Raw genomic sequence first — 18356 nt, 5'->3', positions numbered from 1 at the left:
TCGACGCGCCGGCCCGCACACCGGCCCCGTTGTGTCCGGTGCGCCTCCCTGCGCTGCCGCGTCGCCTGGGCCGCATCGCGCCGTTCGAACGCCGCCACATGGTGCGGCAATTCGCCGCGTTTTCTTCTATGATGGCTGCAATGCGGCCCATCCAAGCATAAGAAGCGCCATCGGGCCGCCCTCGACACGGACGCGTACGCCGCGTCAAACGGAGGCTTGGATGGCATGGAGACAACATCGCTGGTTCCGCCGCTGGGTGATCGTGATCGTGTTCTGGGCCGTCCCCGTCGCGATCGTCGCCGTGCGCGAGATCCGCGAGGAAATGGCCTACAACAAGGCGGACCTGCAGCTCGCGCTGACCACCTGGCAGCTCACCGATGCGCAGCGCGCCGCCGGCGCCGCCGCGCGCTGTCACGGCGACCCTGACGAAGCGCGTGCGGCCGGCTGCCCCGCCGACGTGCTCGCCGCCAATGCCCCCCGCCAGCAGGCCGCGCGCGACGAGTACGTGGTGCGCCGCAACACGCTCGCGAGCTATCTGTGGCATGCGTTCGTCGGCTACTGGGTCGTGCCGGCCGCGTTCCTGTTCGCATGCGGCGTCGTCATCGCGCTGATCCGTCGCGCGCTGCGACGGCCGCCGATCAAGCCGCCGGTGCCGCACTGACGCGCATCGCCGCACCGCGCCCGCCCTCCCCTTGGCCTGCAAGCCGCCGGCGCATGCGCCGCGCCGCCGCGCGCGTGCGCGCAGTTCGTCGGCGGATAGCGACACAACTTGACGATTTGACGCTTTTTCACTTCCCAATGAAAAGCCTCCCGTAATCCGCTGTGATATAACTGCCGACGTGATCCGCCCCTTGAACGGCGCGACTCACCCTGTACATCACCCGATGGAGAAGAACGATGCAAAAACGGAATCTCGCACTGAAAGCCGCCGCCGCGCTCATCGTCGGCAGCCTCGCGCTCGCCGGTTGCACCACGACCCCCGACAAGCCCGACACCGCCGCGACCAATGCGTCGAAGCGCCAGGCGATCGATTCGAGCGTCGACGCGACGCTGTCGCGCCTGTATTCCACGGTCAAGGGCTCGCGTGAGCTCGTCGCGAAATCGCGCGGCGTGCTGGTGTTCCCCGAAGTGCTCCAGGCCGGCTTCATCGTCGGCGGCCAGACCGGCAACGGCGCGCTGCGCGTCGGCGGCAGCACGGTCGGCTACTACAACACGTCGTCGCTGTCGGTCGGCCTGCAGGCGGGCGCGCAATCGAAGGCGATCGTGTTCCTGTTCATGACGCAGGAATCGCTCAACGAATTCCGCGGCTCGGACGGCTGGGCCGCCGGCGCGGGCGCGTCGGTCGCGCTGGTGAAGGTGGGCGCGAACGGCGCGGTCGACACCAATACGGCCACCGCGCCGGTGCAGGTGTTCGTGCTGACGAACGCCGGCCTGATGGGCGACGTGTCGATCAACGGCACGAAGGTCACCAAGCTGAAGATCTGACGCACGCTGCCCGCGCCCCGCGCGGGCAGTCCATATGCAAACGGCGATGCCCTCACGGGCATCGCCGTTTTTTTTTCGCCTGCGCGCCACGCGTCAGGTCGTCGAATCGATCACCTTGAAACGCGCGCGCTTCTGCGCGCGGATCAGCGACTGATAGACGTCGACGTACTGCTGCGCCATCCGGCGCGACGTGAAGCGCTCCTCGAAGCGCTGCCGCACGCGTGCGCGCGGCAGCAGGTGCAGCCGGTTGACGGCCGCGACCGCGCTGATCTCGTCCTCGACGATGAAGCCCGACACGCCCTCGTCCAGCACCTCCGGCACCGAGCCGCGATTGAACGCGATCACCGGCGTGCCGCACGCCATCGCCTCGACCATCACGAGGCCGAACGGCTCCGGCCAGTCGATCGGGAACAGCAGCGCATGCGCGCCCGACAGGAATTCCGCTTTCTGGTGATCGGCGATCTCGCCGATGTATTCGACGTGCGGCAGCGCGAACAGCGGCTTGATCTCGCGTTCGAAATACTCCTGGTCGGCCGCGTCGATCTTCGCGGCGACCTTGATCGGCAGCCCGCACTGCTGCGCGATGCGGATCGCCGTGTCGACGCGCTTTTCCGGCGAGATGCGGCCGAGGAACGCGAGATAGCGCGGCTCGACCGGCTGCGGCGTGTAGAGCGTCTCCGGCAGCCCGTGATAGACCGTCGTCAGCCATTTCGCCTGCGGCAGCGGCTGGCGCTGCGCGTTCGAGATCGAGATCACCGGCGCCGTGTTGAACGTGTCGAACACCGGCTGCTGCTCGGGCAGGTCGAGCCGGCCGTGCAGCGTCGTCACGTACGGCACTTCCTGGCGGTTGAAGACCGAGAACGAGTAATAGTCCATGTGGAAATGCAGGACGTCGAAGTCCTTCGCGCGGCGCGCGACCGTTTCCATCAGCAGCATGTGCGGCGCGATCCGGTCGCGGATCGACGAGTCGAGCCGCAGCGCGCGCGGCCACACCGGCTCGAGCTTCGCGCGCGTCGTCGAATCGCCGCTCGCGAACAGCGTCACGTCGTGACCGAGGTCGACGAGCGCCTCGGTGATGTACGACACGACGCGCTCCGTGCCGCCGTACAGCTTCGGCGGCACCGACTCGGTCAGCGGGGCGATCTGGGCAATTCTCATGATCCACGTCTCCAAAGGGTCGGCGCAGCACCGCCCGAATATCTCATTATTGGCGATCCGGCCGGGACGCACCGGGGGTCTTGCATTTTATGGGTGTTGTTACAGACCGGATACACTCGCCCCCCCTGCCGATACAGGGGTCGGAGCCCCGGCGGACGACGCGCCGCGCGTCAGCGCGACGGCCATTTCCACGGCGGCAAATCCCGCGTGTCGGCATCGACGAGCGCGGTCGCGCCGAGCCGCTTGTCGAGCACGAGCGACTCGCAGCCGGCCTCGCGCTCGAGCGTCGCGATCAGCCGCGCCGCATGCGACACGACGATCACCTGCGAATGCCGCGCCGCCTGCGCGATCAGGCGGCCGAGCGCCGGCAGCAGGTCCGGATGCAGGCTCGTCTCCGGTTCGTTCAGCACCATCAGCGCGGGCGGCCGCGGCGTCAGGAGCGCCGCCGCGAGCAGCAGGTAGCGCAGCGTGCCGTCCGACAGCTCGGCGGCCGCCAGCGGACGCAGCAGCCCCGGCTGGCGCATCAGCACCTCGAAGCGGCCGCGGGCGCCCGGATTGTCGATCTCGACCGACGCGCCCGGAAACGCGTCGTCGATCGCCGCGTCGAGCGCCGCGCCGTCGCCGATCTCGCGAATCGTCCGCAGCGCGGCGGCAAGGTCGGCGCCGTCGTCCGCGAGCACGGGGGTGTGGGTGCCGACGTGCGACTGCCGCGCAGGCGCCTGCGCGTCGGTGCGGAAATGATCGTAGAAGCGCCACGAGCGGATCCGCTCGCGCACCGCGATCATCTCCGGCGCGCCGCGCGGGTCGGCGAACTCCGTCATCATGCTGTCGAAGCTCGCGACCGGCTGCGGGACGGTCGACCAGTCGCCCGATGCGTCGCGCGCGCGAATCTGCGCGCCCTGCCGGTCGACCAGCAGCGTCGACGGCCGCAACGTCGGCCCGCTCCAGATGCATTCGCGCTTGACGACCGGATCGAGCCCGAACATCGAGTCGTCGTTCTTCACCGGCAGGCCGAGGTCGATCGCATAGCCGAAATCGTCGCTCGCGAAGCCGAGCTTCAGGCTCACCGGCCCCGAGCGCACCGTGCCCGTCACGGGCGCATCGCCCGCCAGCATCGACCGCGAGAACCGCTCGGGGCCGGCCCACAGCGTCGACGGCAGCCCGCCTTCGCGGGCCAGCGACGGGATCACGCGGCCCTGCGCGGTGTCGGCGAGCAGCCGCAGCGCGCGGTACACGCTCGACTTGCCGCTGCCATTCGGCCCCGTCACGACGTTCAGCGCCGCGAGCGGCACGATCAGTTCGCGCAGCGAGCGGTAGTTGGCAATGGCGAGCGTATGGAGTGCCGTCATGATCGGGGGCGGGTCAGCGTCCGTCGACGGCCTGCGGATCGGCCGCGGTATTCGCCGCCGTGCTGGCGGCAGGCGCGCGTTCGCGCGGGCGTGCGGGATTCGGCGCGTCCGGCGCCGAGGCGTGCGGAAACAGTTCGGTGCGGCTGCGCGGCAGGCACTGCGGGTAATGCGACTGGATGTACGCGATCAGCCCCTCGCGCACGCGGCAGCGCAGGTCGAAGCACAGCGACGAATCCGCCGCGCTGACGAGCGCGCGCAACTGCATCGTGCGCTCGGTCGCGTCGGTCACCTGCAGCACCTGCACGCGGCCGTCCCATTCGGGCGCGCCCTGGACGAGCCGCGCGAGCTCCTCGCGCAGCGGCGCGAGCGGCGTCCGGTAGTCGACGGACAGGAACACCGTGCCGATGATTTCGGCACTGTTGCGCGTCCAGTTCGCGAACGGATTCTCGATGAACCATTGCAGCGGCACGACGAGCCGCCGCTGGTCCCACAGTCGCACCGACACGTAGGTGCCGGTGATTTCCTCGATGCGCCCCCACTCGCCCTGGATCACGACGACGTCGTCGAGCCGGATCGGCTGCGTCAGCGCGATCTGCAGGCCTGCGATCAGGTTGCCGAGCACCGGGCGCGCGGCGATGCCGGCGACGAGGCCCGCGACCCCGGCCGACGCGAGCAGGCTCGCGCCGACCTGGCGCACGTTCGGGAACGTCATCAGCGCGGCGCCGGTGCCGACGATCACGATCAGCACCATCACGGTCCGCGACAGCACGCGCGCCTGCGTATGGATGCGACGCGCCTGCAGGTTGTCCGCCGTGTCCAGCGGATGGGCCTGGATGATCGCCTCGCAGACCGCGGCCGCGAGCCGCACGAGCAGCCAGGTCAGCGCCACGATCGTGCCGACGGCCGCCGCGGCGCGCATGCCGCGCACGAACGGCACGCCGTCGTCGGCCTGCAGCCATACGAATTCGAGCGCGAGCAGCGCGAGCGTGACGAGCGACGGCTTGTCGATGTAGCGCAGTTCCACGCTCAGCATCGGATAGGGGCTCGCGATGCGCTTGACGATGCGCGCGCCGATCCGGTGCGCGGCCGCGCCGACCAGCAGGATGACGGCCGACACGATCAGCGTGCCGAGCCACGAATGCAATGGCGCATCGGCGATGCGCCGCAGTTCCTCGAGTGAAATCATCGACGCCTGAGCCTCTTCGGTTCAGGAGGCGCATCATGCGCCTCGTCCTGGATGCATCGGCGACGCCCGGGCGCAGCCCGCGCCCGGACACGGCTTCAGTTCAGTTGCCGCCCCTGCAGGGAAACGCCTTGCCGAGACCGAGCGACACCGCGGTGCTCGCGTTGTAGTCGGCCAGCTTCGGATTCTCCGCGATGTACTTGCGCACCGCGTCGGTCATCTGCTGCGCCTTGATGTCGGGCGGCAGGCAGAAATACTGGCCGACCCGCGGCCCGGTGGTGCCGCCGATCGCATCGATCGTGTTGTAGACGCCGTCGGCGGCGCCTTCGATGTAGGCCGCGCACGACGCCCGCGACTTCACGTCCGTCTTCGCGCACAGCCGATCGAGATCCGCGCCCGTGAAAGCCGCCGCCGACAACGGCACGGCGAACGCCGCGGCACAAAACATAGCCCGCAACATGGTGTTCCTTATGTCAAAGCGATCCGAGGCGCCGCCGGCCGCACCTAGCTGCCGCGCCCAAAACCGCTATTTTGCACTCTTTTGGGCATTGCCCGGCGTCGCCGCCCCGATGCGCTCGGTGCGCTTGCTCAGGATGTCGATCGCATCCGGCGCCTTGTAATGCTTCGCGAACTCCAGCGCGGTGATGCCGAGCTGGTTCTTCACCTGCGGATCGGCGCCCTGGTCGAGCAGCAGATTCACCGTCGACGCATGGTTGCCGCGCGCCGCCATCATCAGCGGCGTCGTGCCGTTCGGCGATGCCGTGTCGATGTACGCGTCATGGTCGAGCAGCACCTTGACGACCGCATCCTGGCCGTTGGTGGCCGCGTAGTGCAGCGGCGCCCAGCCCTTCTTGCTGACCTCCGCGCCCTTGTCGATCAGGAGCTTCACGAGACCGACGTCGCCGTTCAGCGACGCGAGCATCAGCGCGTTCTCGCCCGCCTTGTCTTCCTTCTCGAGGTCGACGTTCGGCGCCGCGGCGAGCGCCGCCGCCACCTTGTCGGACTTCTCGCGCGCGGCGATCACGATGAGCGGATCGCCGTTCGGCGCGAGCGTGTTCGGATCAAGGCCGTTCTTCAACTGCTTGCCGATGTCGGCAATGTCGTCGAACTTGACCGCCTTGACGATCGCTTCGAGCGACTCCGCGTGCGCGCCGGCGGCCGCGAACAGCCCGCCCGCGACCAGCGCGGCGGCGAGCGCACGTTTCGGCAGATGTTTGATCGGCTTGGTCATTGTTGTGGGCTCCTTCCCCTGGGTTGTCGGCTGCGTCGCACCGCCGTCAGCGGGCGATCTTGAACAGCCGGAAAAAGTTCTGCGTCGTCGCATCGGCCAGCGCCTCGACGGCGATGCCGCGCTCGGATGCGATAAAGCGTCCGACATGGCTGACGTACGCAGGTTCATTCGGCTTGCCGCGATACGGCACCGGCGCGAGATACGGCGAATCGGTCTCGATCAGCAGCCGGTCGAGCGGCACGCGGCGCGCGACGTCCTGCACGTCGGTCGCGTTCTTGAACGTGACGATCCCCGACAGCGAGATGTGGAAGTTCTGCGCGAGCGCCTGCTCGGCGACCGGCCACGGCTCGGTGAAGCAGTGCATCACGCCGCCCGGCACCTCCGCGCGCTCCTCGGCCATGATCCGCAGCGTGTCCTCCGACGACGACCGCGTGTGGATGATCAACGGCTTCAGCGTCGCGTGCGCGGCGCGAATGTGCGTGCGGAAGCGCTCGCGCTGCCATTCCATGTCGGCGATCGAGCGGCCTTCGAGGCGGTAGTAGTCGAGGCCCGTCTCGCCGATCGCGACGACCTTCGGGTGCGCGGCCAGCTCGATCAGCTCGGCGAGCGTCGGCTCCTGTGCGTCCTCGTGGTCGGGGTGCACGCCGACCGACGCATAGACGTTGTCGTGCGCCTGCGCGATCGCGAGCACCTCGGGCAAGGTCTCGAAATCGACGGACACGCACAGCGCGTGCGTGACGTCGTGCTCGCGCATGTTCTCGAGCACCGCCGGCAGGCGGTCCGCGAGACCCTTGAAATTGATGTGGCAGTGAGAATCGACGAACATCGTGTTTCCTGAATGCGGGTGACGGGCGGCCGCTCGGGCCCGCGCCGCCGGTTATGCGCCCTGTGCGCGGTCGAGCCGCTTGCCGGCGCTCACTCGAACATTTCACGATATCCGAGAAACAGTTCCTCGAATACCAGCCGCGCATTGAGCGGATGGTTCTCGACCATCCGCTGGCGCGTCACGGTCTTCATGAAGCGCGCGAACGCATTCGCGTCGAGCGCGTCCGCGCAGCGCGCGAGCGCGGCGGCATGGACCGGGAAATAGCGCGGCGCGCCCGCCATCCGCTGCGCGAGCAGGTCGTACAGCCAGCGCTGCAGCCAGCCGAGCACGAGCGGCACCGGCAGCTTCTGCAGCGCCTCGCCGCACGCGAACGGGTCGCACCCCGCGCCGGCCGCGAGCTGGCCGAGCGTGAAGTCGCGCAGCGGCCGGTTCTCGTCGCTCGCCAGCGCCAGCGCCGCGAGCGGCGCGCCGCCCGCCTCGGCCAGCAGCGCCGGCGCGTCCGCGACGCCCTGCGCGGCCAGCCACGCGGCGGCCTCGTCCGGCGCCGGCACCGTCATCGGCCATTGCCGGCAGCGGCTGATGATGGTCGGCAGCAGGCGGTCGATGCGCGCCGACACGAGCAGGAACACGACGCCCGCCGGCGGCTCCTCCAGCGTCTTCAGCAGCGCGTTCGACGCGGCGACGTTCAGCGCCTCGGCCGGATACAGCACGACGACGCGCGCCCCGCCGCGGTGCGAGCCGACGCCGCAGAAATCCAGCAGCGCGCGCACCTGCTCGATCTTGATTTCCTTGCTCGGCGCGCGGGTCTTCTTGCCGCCGTCGTCGGCGTCCGCCGGCTTGGCGTCATCCGCCGCGCCCGGCGCTTCGCCGGCGAGCGCTTCCGGCAGCACGATCCGGTAGTCGGGATGGTTGCCCTGCACGAACCACGTGCAGGCCGCGCACGCGCCGCACGGCTCGCCGTTCGTTTGCGGGGTTTCGCACAGGAAGCCCTGCGCGAGATGCTGCGCGAACTGCAGCTTGCCGATCCCGGCCTGGCCGTGCAGCAGCAGCGCATGCGGCCATTGCGCGCGCAGTTGCTGCAGGCGGTTCCAGTCGTCGGTCTGCCACGGATAGATCATGTGTGTTCCAAAGGTAAGCGAAGCGGCCGTCCGGAGTTACAGCGCGGCGAGCACGCCTTCGAGCTGCCTGCGGATCTCGGGGATCGACTGCGTCGCATCGACGATCGCGAAGCGCTGCGGCGCCTCGGCCGCGCGCCGCAGGTATTCGCCGCGCGTGCGCGCGAAAAACGCGTCGGATTCGCTCTCGAACTTGTCGGGCATCCGCGCCGCGCCGCGCCGCTCGCTCGCGACCTGCGGCGCGACGTCGAACAGCACGGTCAGGTCCGGCTGGAAGCCGCCCTGCACCCAGCGCTCGAGCGCCTCGAGCTTGTCGCGCGGCAGCCCGCGGCCGCCGCCCTGGTACGCGAACGTCGCGTCGGTGAAGCGGTCGGACACGACCCAGTCGCCGCGCGCGAGCGCGGGCTCGATCACGAGCGCGAGGTGCTCGCGCCGTGCGGCGAACATCAGCAGCGCCTCGGTCTCGAGGTCCATCGGCTGGTTCAGCAGGATCTCGCGCAGCTTCTCGCCGAGCTGCGTGCCGCCCGGCTCGCGCGTGACGACGACCTGCCGGCCGGCGCCGGCCAGCTTGTCCTGGAGCCGTTCGCAAAACCATTCGAGGTGGGTGGTCTTCCCCGCCCCGTCGATGCCTTCGAACGTGATGAATCTACCGCGCGCCATTATTGACCTCGTATGTATTTGTCCACGGCCTTGTTGTGGTCGTTGAGCGAGTCGGAAAACACGCTCGTGCCGTCGCCCTTCGCGACGAAGTAGAGCGCGCTCGTCGCCGCCGGATTGATCGCCGCCTGCAGTGCCGCGACGCCGGGCAGTGCGATCGGCGTCGGCGGCAGCCCGCGCCGGGTGTACGTATTGTAGGGAGTGTCGGCCTGCAGGTCGCGCTTGCGCAGGCGGCCGTCGTACGCGTCGCCGAGCCCGTAGATCACCGACGGATCGGTCTGCAGCGGCATGCCGATGCGCAGCCGGTTCGCGAACACCGCCGCGACGAACGCGCGGTCCGCCGCATGCCCGGTTTCCTTCTCGACGATCGACGCGACTGTCAGCGCTTCGTAAGGCGTCTTGTACGGCAGGCCCGGCGCGCGCGCCGCCCATGCCTCGTCGAGACGCGTCTGCATCAGGCGGTACGCGCGCCGGTAGATGTTCAGGTCGACCGTGCCCTTGTCGAACAGGTAGGTATCGGGAAAGAACAGCCCTTCGCCGCTGCCCCGCCTGACCGCGCTGTCCGGCGCGCCGATCGCGCGCAGCAGGTCGGCGTCGCTCATGCCGGCGGTCGTGTGCACGAGATCCGGATTCCCGTCGAGTTCCGCGCGCATCCGCTTGAAGGTCCAGCCTTCGATCACGGTCGCGACGTGTTCGTTGACGTCGCCGCGCGCGATCTTCTGCAGCACGTCGTAAGGCGTGATGCCGCTCTTGAATTCGTAGTTGCCGGATTTGAGCTGGCTGGACAGGCCGAGCACGCGCGTCATCGCGACGAACGCGAACGGCTCGACGGGCACGCCGCCGCGCTTGAGCTGCTGCGCGACGCTCTTCACGCTGCTGCGCGGCTTGATCGTGACGTCGAGCGGCGCGGCGCCGAGCAGCAGCGGGCGGGTTGCCCAGTAATACGCGCCGCCCGCGCCGGCGGCGACCACAACGACGGCCAGCGCCGCGACCGTTGCGGCGCATTTCTTCAGTAGGGACATGGAAACGTGACTCAGGTAAGACCCATATAATACTTGCTCGCCTCCGTCAAAGTCAGGGTTGACTGTTCCCTCATTCCATGAGCACACCGTTCGCTTCACCGGCTGCCCAGGCCGCACCCGCCCCGCTTCCCGTGTTCCCCCGTCCGCCGGCCGCCGATTTCGACGCGGCGGGCGCATACATGCCGCTGCCGCAGTTCGGCGTGATCGACGTCGCCGGCGACGATGCCGCGACGTTCCTGCACACCCAGCTGACCAACGACATCGAACACCTCGACGCCGCGAGCGCGCGGCTCGCCGGCTACTGCTCGCCGAAGGGGCGCCTGCTCGCATCGTTCGTCGCCTGGCGGTCCGGCCATGACGTGCGCCTGCTGGTCTCGAAGGACGTGCAGGCCGCGGTGCAGAAGCGGCTGTCGATGTTCGTGCTGCGCGCGAAGGCGAAGCTCGCGGACGCCAGCGACGCGCTTGCCGTGGTCGGCTTCGCCGGCGACGTGCGCGCCGCGCTGTCGGGCATCTTCGACGCGCTGCCGGACGGCGTGCACGTGAAGGTCGACGGCCCCGCCGGCGCGCTGATCCGCATGCCGGACGCCGCCGGCAAGCGGCGCTACCTGTGGATCGGGCCGCGCGCGGAAGTCGACGCGCGGCTCGCCGCGCTCGACGGCAAGCTGCCCGCCGTGTCGCCGGCCGTGTGGGACTGGCTCGACATCCGCGCGGGCGAGCCGCGCGTCACGCAGCCGGCCGTCGAGCAGTTCGTGCCGCAGATGATCAATTTCGACGTGATCGGCGCGGTGAATTTCCGCAAGGGCTGCTATCCGGGCCAGGAAATCGTCGCCCGCAGCCAGTATCGCGGCACGATCAAGCGCCGCACCGCGCTCGCGCACGCCGCGGGCGACACCGATGCGGTGCGCGCCGGCATCGAGCTGTTCCACAGCGACGACCCCAGCCAGCCGTGCGGGATGGTCGTGAACGCGGCGGCCGCACCGGCCGGCGGCGTCGACGCACTCGTCGAGATCAAGCTCGCTGCGCTGGAAAGCGGCAGCGTGCATCTCGGCGCGGCTGACGGCCCGGCGCTCGCGTTCGAGCCGCTGCCCTACGCATGGCCGACGGAGGCTTGACCGGCCATCCCAATGTTCAGGCGCCGGCCCGCGCGGTGCGGCCGGCGGCCGAGGTTCGAAGCGAGAGATTTGCCCGATGTGTCTGATTGCCTTCGACTGGCAGCCCGATGCCGCCGCCGGTCCCGTGTTCACCCTGGTCGCCAACCGCGACGAGTTCTTCCGTCGCACCAGTGCGCCGCTGTCATGGTGGGAGGATGTGCCCGGCCTGCTGGCCGGCCGCGATCTCGAAGCCGGCGGCACGTGGCTCGGCGTGTCGCGCGACGGCCGCTTCGCGGCGCTCACGAACTATCGCGCGCCGTTCGACATCCGCGCGGGCGCGCCGACCCGCGGCAAGCTCGTGTCCGATTACCTCGGCGGGCAAGCGGTCGCGCCGCTCGACTACCTCGCACGGCTCGCCGAGCATGCCGCGGTGTACAACGGCTTCAACCTGCTGGTCGGCGACTGGAAGCGGCGTGAGCTCGCGTGGTTCTGCAACCGCGCGGCGGAGGACGCGGCCGGCGTCGACGCGCCCGTGCTCGTGCCGGCCGGCGTGCATGCGCTGTCGAATGGGCGGCTCGACACGCCCTGGCCGAAAGTGGTGCGCAAGCGCGCCGAACTCGGCACGCTGCTGACCGACGACCCGACACCCCCGCTCGACGACCTGATCGCGCTGATGCGCGACCCGCACATCGCCGCGGACGACGCGCTGCCGCACACGGGCATCCCGCTCGAGCGCGAGCGCGCGCTGTCCGCCGCGTTCATCGAGACGCCCGAATACGGCACGCGCGGCACCACCGCGCTGCGGGTCACGATGAAGGAAGGCGTGCGGCTGACGGTGGAAATCAAGGAACGCTGCGACGACGACGGCTCGCACCGCATCGTCCGTCCCGGCGCATTCGAGCGCGCGTTCACGTTCGACATCGACGCGACGCAGGCGCGTTGACGCGCGCGACGGTCGTCGCATCGGCTGACGCCGCCGCGACGCTCACGGCGCGCGCGTCATCTCGACGTGCCGCACGCCGGCCTCGACGAACCATTCGCCGATCGTCGAGAAGCCATGCCGCACATAGAACGGCACGGCCGTCTCTCCTGCGCATAGAGCCGCACGGCAGGCTCGCCGCGGCGTCGCGCCTCGTCCAGCAGCGCCTGCAGCACCGCCGAGCCGGCGCCCTGCCCGCGCGCGTCGGCCAGCACCGAGACCCGCCCGATCGTGCCCGACGGCAGCAGCCGCCCGGTCGCGATCGCGCGGCGCGCGCCCGTCGCCGCGTCGATCCGGTACGCGACGGCATGGCGCGACAGCGGATCGTCGTCGTCGAGCTCCCACTCCGGGGGAATGCGCTGCTCGCGCACGAACACCGCGTCGCGAATGCGCGCGGCATCCGCGCCGAGCACCGCCCAGTCGCCCGTCTGCGTTTCCGTTTCGACCCAGCCGTCCGTCATCGCTTCCTCCGCGCGACGCCGGGCGCCGCCGCCGTCAAACGCCGTCGAACCTTCGTCAAACGCCGTCGAAGGCGGCCCGCAGCGCCGCCGTCGCGTCGGCATGCGCGACGCGCACCTCGGGTATGTAGCCGCCCATCTTGAAGAATTCGTGAATCATCCCCGCGTAGCAGGTCAGCGTGACCGCATTGCCGGCCGCACGCAGCTTGTCCGCATACGCGACGCCCTCGTCGCTCAACGGATCGTATTCGGCGGTCGCGATCCACGCCGGCGCGACGCCCGCGAACGACGGCGCGCCGCGCGTGCCGTCGAGCGGCGCGAAACGCCAGTCGTCGCGATCGGACGAATCGCGGACATATTGCGAGAAGAACCACTGGATCGTGTCCTGCGACAGCAGATAGCCGTTCGCGAGCCGCGCATGCGAATCGGTCTGCTGGTGGCCGGTCACGCCGGGATAGATCAGCAGCTGCAGCGCGAGCCGGATGCCCGCGTCGCGCGCGAGCACCGCACAGACGGTCGCGAGCGTGCCGCCCGCGCTGTCGCCGCCGACCGCGAGCCGCGCCGCGTCGATGCCGAACGCGCCCGCCTCGCGATGCAGCCAGCGCAGCGCGTCGTCCGCGTCGTTCGCCGCGGTCGGAAACTTGTGCTCCGGCGCGAGCCGGTAGCCGACCGACAGCACCGCGCATTGCGCGTCGCGCGCGAACATCCGGCACAGCGCGTCATGCGTGTCGATGCTGCCGACCGTGAAGCCGCCGCCGTGGTAGTACACGAGCGCCGGCAGCGGCTCCGCGAGGCTCGGCGCGACCGGCAGGTACAGGCGCGCGCCGATCGAACGGCCGTCGCGCGTCGGCACGACGCAGTCCTCGACCGAGTGCATCGGCGCCGGTGCGACGTCGAGGATCGGCGCGCTCTTCTCGTACGCCGCGCGCGCCTGCTGCGGCGTCTGATGATGATAGGACGGACGTCTGGCCCGCTCGACCATGTCGAGTATCTGGGCGATCTTCGGATTCAGCGGCATCGGTGAGGACGGCGCGCGCGGCGCCGTGAACGGACAAGCGTCACATGATGCCATGCGCCGAGCCGTTGGGCGGCGGCGGCACTGCGGAGGGTGTGGCGAAGGCTGCGGCCGAGGTGTGCGTGAGGCAACGATGGCTTCGTTTGCCGCGCACTGCCGAGCCGGCGGCGCGCCGGACGCGCCGCGCAAAATGAAACGGCCCTGCCGTGATCGGCAGGGCCGTGCGTGCGGACGCTTACGCGTCGCTCGGGCCGGGATGCGCGTCCGGCGCGGTGCGGTTGCGTTGCCGGCGGATGTCGCGGCCTACCGCGAGCCGCTTCATGTACTTGAACGTGCCGAGCGCCTTCGCGACGAAGTGCCCTTCGCTGTCGCGCACCTCGCCTTCGCAGTACGCCATCGTCGTCGAGCGGTGCATCACGCGCCCGTATGCGCGCAACTCGCCGCGCCCCGGCTGCATGAAGTTCACCTTCATCTCGACCGTGACGACGCCGACGCCGTCGTCGGTCAGGCTGCGCGCGGCCATCGCGAGCGCGACGTCCGCGAGCGTCATCGTCACGCCGCCGTGCGCGATGCTCCACGTGTTCATGTGCCGTTCGTCGAGCGGCAGCAGGATCTCGCTGTTGCCGTCCTTCGCGGACACGAGCTGCACGCCGAGCATGTCGACGAACGGGCTCTCGATCTACGGGCCGTCCGTCGGAGATGCCGCGTCGCTCATCGTGCTGCGTTGTCGCACAGATAGTCGATGCACTGGCGCGCTTCGCGCACCGCGCCGACGAATTTCTTCACTTCCTCGTGCACCGGATGCACCTGGTACGCATCGAGCGCCGCCTGGTCGACGAAGTCGGACACCAGCACGACGTCGTAGGTCGCTTCGAGGCCCGGCGTCGCGAGACCGACTTCGAGATGAAGGACGCCCGGCACGATGTCGCGGCACGCTTCGAGCTTCTCCTTCAGCCTGAGCGCGTTCTGCGCGCGCGTCGCGCCTTCCGCGGTTTCCTTCAGTTTCCACATGACGATATGTCGGATCACTTCGGTTGCTCCTGTTCGTGTTGGTTCGGGAATTTGCCGCAAACCCTTGTCAGTCGGTCGCTTTGCGCCCTTCCACTGTTCGCTTACGTTCGTCGGAAATCGTGTCCATCCGAGAAAAAAGGGGGTATAAAAGGGGGTATCATTTCGATAATCCAGAGTCGATACCCCCTTTTTCACTATGCCACTTACCGACGTCAAAATCCGACAAGCGAAAGCAGACAACAAGCCTACCAAACTTACCGACGGCAATGGACTGTATCTGTTGGTGAAGCCGTCCGGCTCCAAGCTCTGGCGATATAAGTACCGAATTGGCGGGAAGGAGAATCTCTTCGCGATCGGTGAATACCCAACGGTCAGCCTCCAGGCCGCTCGCGCAGCGCGTGACGATGCCCGCCAACTCGTAAAGAAGGGACTGCATCCGTCGCACGCGCGACAGGAAGTGCTGTCGGCGCGTATCAACGAAGGCAAAACAACATTTCGAGCCGTCAGCGACGAGTGGCTGGAGAAGAAGCGGAAGACATGGACCGAACGACATTTTGGCGAGATTCTGCGCATGCTAGAAACCGATGCGTACCCGTTCATCGGAAACCGCCCCATGCGCTCCATTACCGCCCACGATGTCCTTGCTTTGATGCGCCGAGTCGAAGAGCGGGGCTCGCCTTCCGTAGCAATTAAGCTCCGTCAGTACGTATCGAACGTGTTCCAATACGCGGTGATCACACTTCGGGCAGATACGGACCCCGCATCAGTGCTGCGTGGCTCGGTCCTGAAGCCACCGACTGAGAATGCCCGGCCGTTGAGCCGCGAAGAACTAAAGCGGCTCTTCCGACAGCTTCCGGCCTACAAGAGCAGACGAACCGCGATTGCGATTCGATTGCTGATGATGCTGTTTCCGCGAACAATCGAACTTTGCCGGGCTCGATGGGACGAAATCGACCTGGGAACCGCTGAATGGAAAGTACCCCCGGAAAAAATAAAATCACGGCGCCTCCACATCGTTCCCCTTCCCCAGCAAGCGCTTGGACTTCTGCGCGAGCTGCAGGAGATGTATGGAAATCGCGGGTATATCCTGCCTATTCTGCATAGCAATCGAGAACGTCCGCACATGAGTCGCGCAACGATCAATCGGGCTATCAACTACATGGTTCCGGATAATCCGGAACCGATAACGGGTCATGACTTTCGAGCAACTGCGTCGACCAACCTCCATGAAATGGGGTGGAAGGACGAAGTGGTCGAAATGCAGTTGTCGCACAAAGATAAGGACAGGACTCGCTCGACATACAACCATGCCAAGTATTTGCCGGAGCGCCGGGAGATGATGCAAGCATGGGCTAACTGGCTGGACGACGTCGAGGAAGAGGCATGCCAAGATCGGGGCACCGCAAGCGCCCCCATCAGTAACCGATGATGCAGCAGCACCTGCATCTTTCCTGACGGGGCGTCCTGTGCAAACCTACGCCAAGACCTACGCTTGTGCATCTGAGGACAGGCCGCTATCGATCCGTTTGGGACACCCGCATAAGGTCGCTGACTGCCTCCTTCCCCGCCGATATGAGGCCAAGATAATTGAGGCGTCCGTCAATTGCGCCCCCAGTTCGAGCGGTTTCTGTCTGGCCGATTTGGCTGACAACCCTGGGTATCGAAGGTGCCGATTTAAGATCGGGGCTGCGCTTGCCGATATTGCAGAGATCACGCCGTCACCAGTGAAAAAACTATGACCGATACATACATTGCGAGATTGCGTGCCGCGTATGACTTCACCGAAGGTCTCGGCGCTTCATTCACGCGGCTTCCTGTAACTAAAACCGAGTTATTCACAGCTAAGCTAGGCGAGCGCTTGCATGCGAGAATCTCAAATTTGGGCATTGATTCATTCGTCGGCGCTGTCGGGCAATGCGTGAAGTGGAGTCATGCCCTCCGACCTCACGCGGAGGAAGTATTTGGCGAGCCAATCCTGCTTACCTTTGGACAAGTCTTGAGCTCAAGCAGACCCTTTTTCGATCCGAGTTGGGCCGATCTTCGGACTTGGTATCGGCAAGGGTTGCGGGCATCGGACTTCGTAGGACGGTCCGGCATCAACTTGCACGCGTGGTGGACGTTACCATCCGGCGAGGTGATCGACGTTACCCTATGGTCCACGTTGTCAGCCGTATGGAATCGGCCAGACCTCCTCGGGGCCGTAACTGGCGGCTGGCCTGACGAAATTGCGCCCAATCCTACGTATATTCCTATGGCCGTCGGCGACGACTATATCCAGACAGTAGAGAGGCAGACGTTATCTGGCCGCTTCTTGGCGAGCGAATGCACATTCGCGGAACTGAACGCGCGCCCAGTAATGGCAGTTAGAACATAAGGGCATTGGGTTAGGTGATGGCGTTCGCGTCAGCGGCGCGGGTCCGGCCCTCCGCGGCGAGCGGATAAGCAGCCGTTGTGACGCAGAACGCGGCCATTCGCATGGTCACCGAAAAGTTCTGCTTTTGGCCGCTAGCTGCCTCTCGCCATCGCCGCCGATGACTGGCCGATGGCGCGCTTCGACCGACCCCGTGCGGGCCGCTGGTAAACCCGGGCAGCAGAGGCAACTTTTCCCGCTCACATGAGCACGCACCCCACCGCAGCACCTGCAACCGTCACACCAAGGATGCAGCAGTAACCAAGCGCCGAATGCTCTGCCACCGCCGCACGGTGCACGGTGCACGGTGCACGGTGCACGGTCAGCTTGCCAGCCTTGACCGTCGCAGTCGCACCGTACTGCCGAAAAGTGCCGAAGGCAGCGAAGCTGCAACACAGCTTCGCTGCCTTCGGCACGTGTGAGTCTCCAGTAGACTCGTCCGCCTGGGTCAGCTGATCCAGCTAGCCATAATGCTGGTGCCAGTGACCGCCCCCAAGAACAGTCCGACGCATTGCGGACCGATCGCCCAGCACATCCTCGTCCAGATCGCATCGGAGATTCCGCCGCTCGTCACGATGATGTCCGGTCGGAAAATTCTCCGCACGCCGTCACCCAGCCTCACACCGATGTAGCCAAGCCACGCACCACCGAACCAGAGAAAGAGAAATTTGAGAGCCGCGTGGCTTGGATGTTGAGGCATGTACACACCCGTCGCCAAGAGGGCGACAAATAGCGCGACGATAATCCAAGCCGCTGTTCCCAACGCGCTTCTTCGAATCGGGGAGGCGGTTTTGGCTTGAGTCGTCGTGGCGCTGCCCGTCTGGTCTCCAGAAGTATTCATTGAAAGCCCCTTTGCAGTTTTGGATTGGTGCCTGCTGTCAACGCGACGCAGGGCGACTGTTTCGTGAAGTTCCGCTTCGTCCATGCCGGTCTACCGCCGTCCAGCGGCCCGAAGTGTATCGTAAACATGTTGCTTATAAGATTCTTTTAATAGAGGTTTGTAAGACGTGGTTCTAAAGGCGTCAGAAAAGCATGCTGTACGCCATGAGTACCAAACCGAGAACCCGTGATCGGCGCAACGCCGTGGCAACCGCTATCGGCAAGCGAGTGAAGGCGTGCCGGATCGAGGCCGAGAAGTCTCAAGAAGAGTTGGCCTACGAAGCTCGTCTAGACCGAACCCGCGTCAGCGCGATCGAACGGGGCATCGGTAATCCCACGGTGGAGACGTTGGCGACTATCTGCTACGTGCTTGGGATCACGCTCGCGGACCTATTCGAGCCGCTGAAAATGGCACTCAAGCCAACAGGTGAACACCGAGGCGAAGCACCGCAGCCGAGACGCCGTCCTCTGCGGTAGCTGCATCCCT

The 18356-nt window shown here is 67.2% G+C and carries 19 protein-coding genes and 1 pseudogene; 6 read left to right on the top strand and 14 right to left on the bottom strand.

The window, feature by feature from the left end:
* Positions 1 to 220: 220 nt before the first annotated feature.
* Together WJ35_RS02780 and WJ35_RS02775 are read left to right on the top strand one after the other, a co-directional pair.
* Positions 221 to 661, top strand: coding sequence for a hypothetical protein (locus tag WJ35_RS02780; RefSeq protein ID WP_059655738.1), 441 nt, complete (start codon positions 221 to 223; stop codon positions 659 to 661).
* A 236-nt stretch (positions 662 to 897) separates the two neighbouring features.
* Positions 898 to 1485 (top strand): YSC84-related protein, encoded by a 588-nt coding sequence (locus tag WJ35_RS02775; RefSeq protein ID WP_010092180.1) that lies wholly within the window; start codon positions 898 to 900, stop codon positions 1483 to 1485.
* Between the two features lie 93 nt (positions 1486 to 1578).
* On the opposite strand, the gene WJ35_RS02770 is transcribed toward WJ35_RS02775, so the two are convergent.
* The 9 genes from WJ35_RS02770 to mltG all read right to left on the bottom strand — a co-directional run bounded on the left by WJ35_RS02770 (position 1579) and on the right by mltG (position 10026).
* Entirely contained in the window at positions 1579 to 2643 is a 1065-nt protein-coding gene (locus tag WJ35_RS02770) for a glycosyltransferase family 4 protein (RefSeq protein WP_010092179.1), read from the bottom strand.
* Between the two features lie 170 nt (positions 2644 to 2813).
* Entirely contained in the window at positions 2814 to 3992 is a 1179-nt protein-coding gene (locus tag WJ35_RS02765; protein WP_060234954.1) for an AAA family ATPase, read from the bottom strand.
* A 13-nt stretch (positions 3993 to 4005) separates the two neighbouring features.
* A complete protein-coding gene (locus tag WJ35_RS02760; RefSeq protein ID WP_060234955.1) occupies positions 4006 to 5178 on the bottom strand; it encodes a mechanosensitive ion channel family protein in 1173 nt (390 codons plus the stop codon).
* 100 nt (positions 5179 to 5278) lie between these two features.
* Complete coding sequence (locus WJ35_RS02755) at positions 5279 to 5635, bottom strand: Rap1a/Tai family immunity protein (protein ID WP_029226518.1); 357 nt, start codon at positions 5633 to 5635, stop codon at positions 5279 to 5281.
* Positions 5636 to 5701: 66 nt separating this feature from the next.
* Positions 5702 to 6406 carry an ankyrin repeat domain-containing protein gene (locus tag WJ35_RS02750; protein ID WP_059479095.1) on the bottom strand — a complete coding sequence of 235 codons (705 nt, stop codon included), beginning with the start codon at positions 6404 to 6406 and terminating at the stop codon, positions 5702 to 5704.
* A 46-nt stretch (positions 6407 to 6452) separates the two neighbouring features.
* Complete coding sequence (locus tag WJ35_RS02745; protein ID WP_060234956.1) at positions 6453 to 7232, bottom strand: TatD family hydrolase; 780 nt, start codon at positions 7230 to 7232, stop codon at positions 6453 to 6455.
* Between the two features lie 89 nt (positions 7233 to 7321).
* Positions 7322 to 8350 carry a DNA polymerase III subunit delta' gene (locus WJ35_RS02740; RefSeq protein ID WP_060234957.1) on the bottom strand — a complete coding sequence of 343 codons (1029 nt, stop codon included), beginning with the start codon at positions 8348 to 8350 and terminating at the stop codon, positions 7322 to 7324.
* A 36-nt stretch (positions 8351 to 8386) separates the two neighbouring features.
* On the bottom strand, positions 8387 to 9007 hold the full coding sequence (gene tmk, locus WJ35_RS02735) for a dTMP kinase (RefSeq protein WP_060234958.1): 621 nt from the start codon (positions 9005 to 9007) through the stop codon (positions 8387 to 8389).
* On the bottom strand, positions 9007 to 10026 hold the full coding sequence (gene mltG / locus WJ35_RS02730) for an endolytic transglycosylase MltG (RefSeq protein WP_060234959.1): 1020 nt from the start codon (positions 10024 to 10026) through the stop codon (positions 9007 to 9009). The genes tmk and mltG overlap by 1 nt, the downstream gene beginning before the upstream one ends.
* A 77-nt stretch (positions 10027 to 10103) precedes the next feature.
* On the opposite strand from mltG, the gene WJ35_RS02725 reads away from it, so the two are divergent.
* On the top strand, positions 10104 to 11138 hold the full coding sequence (locus WJ35_RS02725; RefSeq protein WP_060234960.1) for a YgfZ/GcvT domain-containing protein: 1035 nt from the start codon (positions 10104 to 10106) through the stop codon (positions 11136 to 11138).
* Positions 11139 to 11214: 76 nt separating this feature from the next.
* A complete protein-coding gene (locus tag WJ35_RS02720; protein ID WP_060234961.1) occupies positions 11215 to 12060 on the top strand; it encodes an NRDE family protein in 846 nt (281 codons plus the stop codon).
* A 42-nt stretch (positions 12061 to 12102) separates the two neighbouring features.
* Here the strand turns inward: WJ35_RS02720 and WJ35_RS02715 are convergent.
* The 4 genes and pseudogenes from WJ35_RS02715 to WJ35_RS02700 form a co-directional block, all read right to left on the bottom strand.
* Positions 12103 to 12557, bottom strand: a pseudogene (locus WJ35_RS02715) (GNAT family N-acetyltransferase).
* Between the two features lie 55 nt (positions 12558 to 12612).
* Complete coding sequence (locus WJ35_RS02710; RefSeq protein ID WP_069238696.1) at positions 12613 to 13572, bottom strand: alpha/beta hydrolase; 960 nt, start codon at positions 13570 to 13572, stop codon at positions 12613 to 12615.
* Between the two features lie 232 nt (positions 13573 to 13804).
* Positions 13805 to 14227, bottom strand: coding sequence for a PaaI family thioesterase (locus tag WJ35_RS02705; RefSeq protein ID WP_155121853.1), 423 nt, complete (start codon positions 14225 to 14227; stop codon positions 13805 to 13807).
* Between the two features lie 53 nt (positions 14228 to 14280).
* Positions 14281 to 14598, bottom strand: a complete 318-nt coding sequence (locus tag WJ35_RS02700) for a Dabb family protein (RefSeq protein WP_069238695.1) — start codon at positions 14596 to 14598, stop codon at positions 14281 to 14283.
* Between the two features lie 178 nt (positions 14599 to 14776).
* On the opposite strand from WJ35_RS02700, the gene WJ35_RS02695 reads away from it, so the two are divergent.
* Positions 14777 to 16009, top strand: a complete 1233-nt coding sequence (locus tag WJ35_RS02695) for a tyrosine-type recombinase/integrase (RefSeq protein WP_060042743.1) — start codon at positions 14777 to 14779, stop codon at positions 16007 to 16009.
* 1429 nt (positions 16010 to 17438) lie between these two features.
* Here the strand turns inward: WJ35_RS02695 and WJ35_RS02690 are convergent.
* Positions 17439 to 17915, bottom strand: a complete 477-nt coding sequence (locus tag WJ35_RS02690; RefSeq protein WP_155121852.1) for a hypothetical protein — start codon at positions 17913 to 17915, stop codon at positions 17439 to 17441.
* 107 nt (positions 17916 to 18022) lie between these two features.
* Between WJ35_RS02690 and WJ35_RS02685 the strand changes: the two genes are divergently transcribed.
* Positions 18023 to 18346 (top strand): helix-turn-helix transcriptional regulator, encoded by a 324-nt coding sequence (locus tag WJ35_RS02685; protein ID WP_060042739.1) that lies wholly within the window; start codon positions 18023 to 18025, stop codon positions 18344 to 18346.
* Positions 18347 to 18356 lie beyond the last annotated feature (10 nt).

It is taken from the genome of Burkholderia ubonensis, assembly GCF_001718695.1.
Taxonomy (GTDB): Bacteria; Pseudomonadota; Gammaproteobacteria; order Burkholderiales; family Burkholderiaceae; genus Burkholderia; species Burkholderia ubonensis_B.
This window is presented reverse-complemented; position numbering and strand designations above follow the sequence as displayed.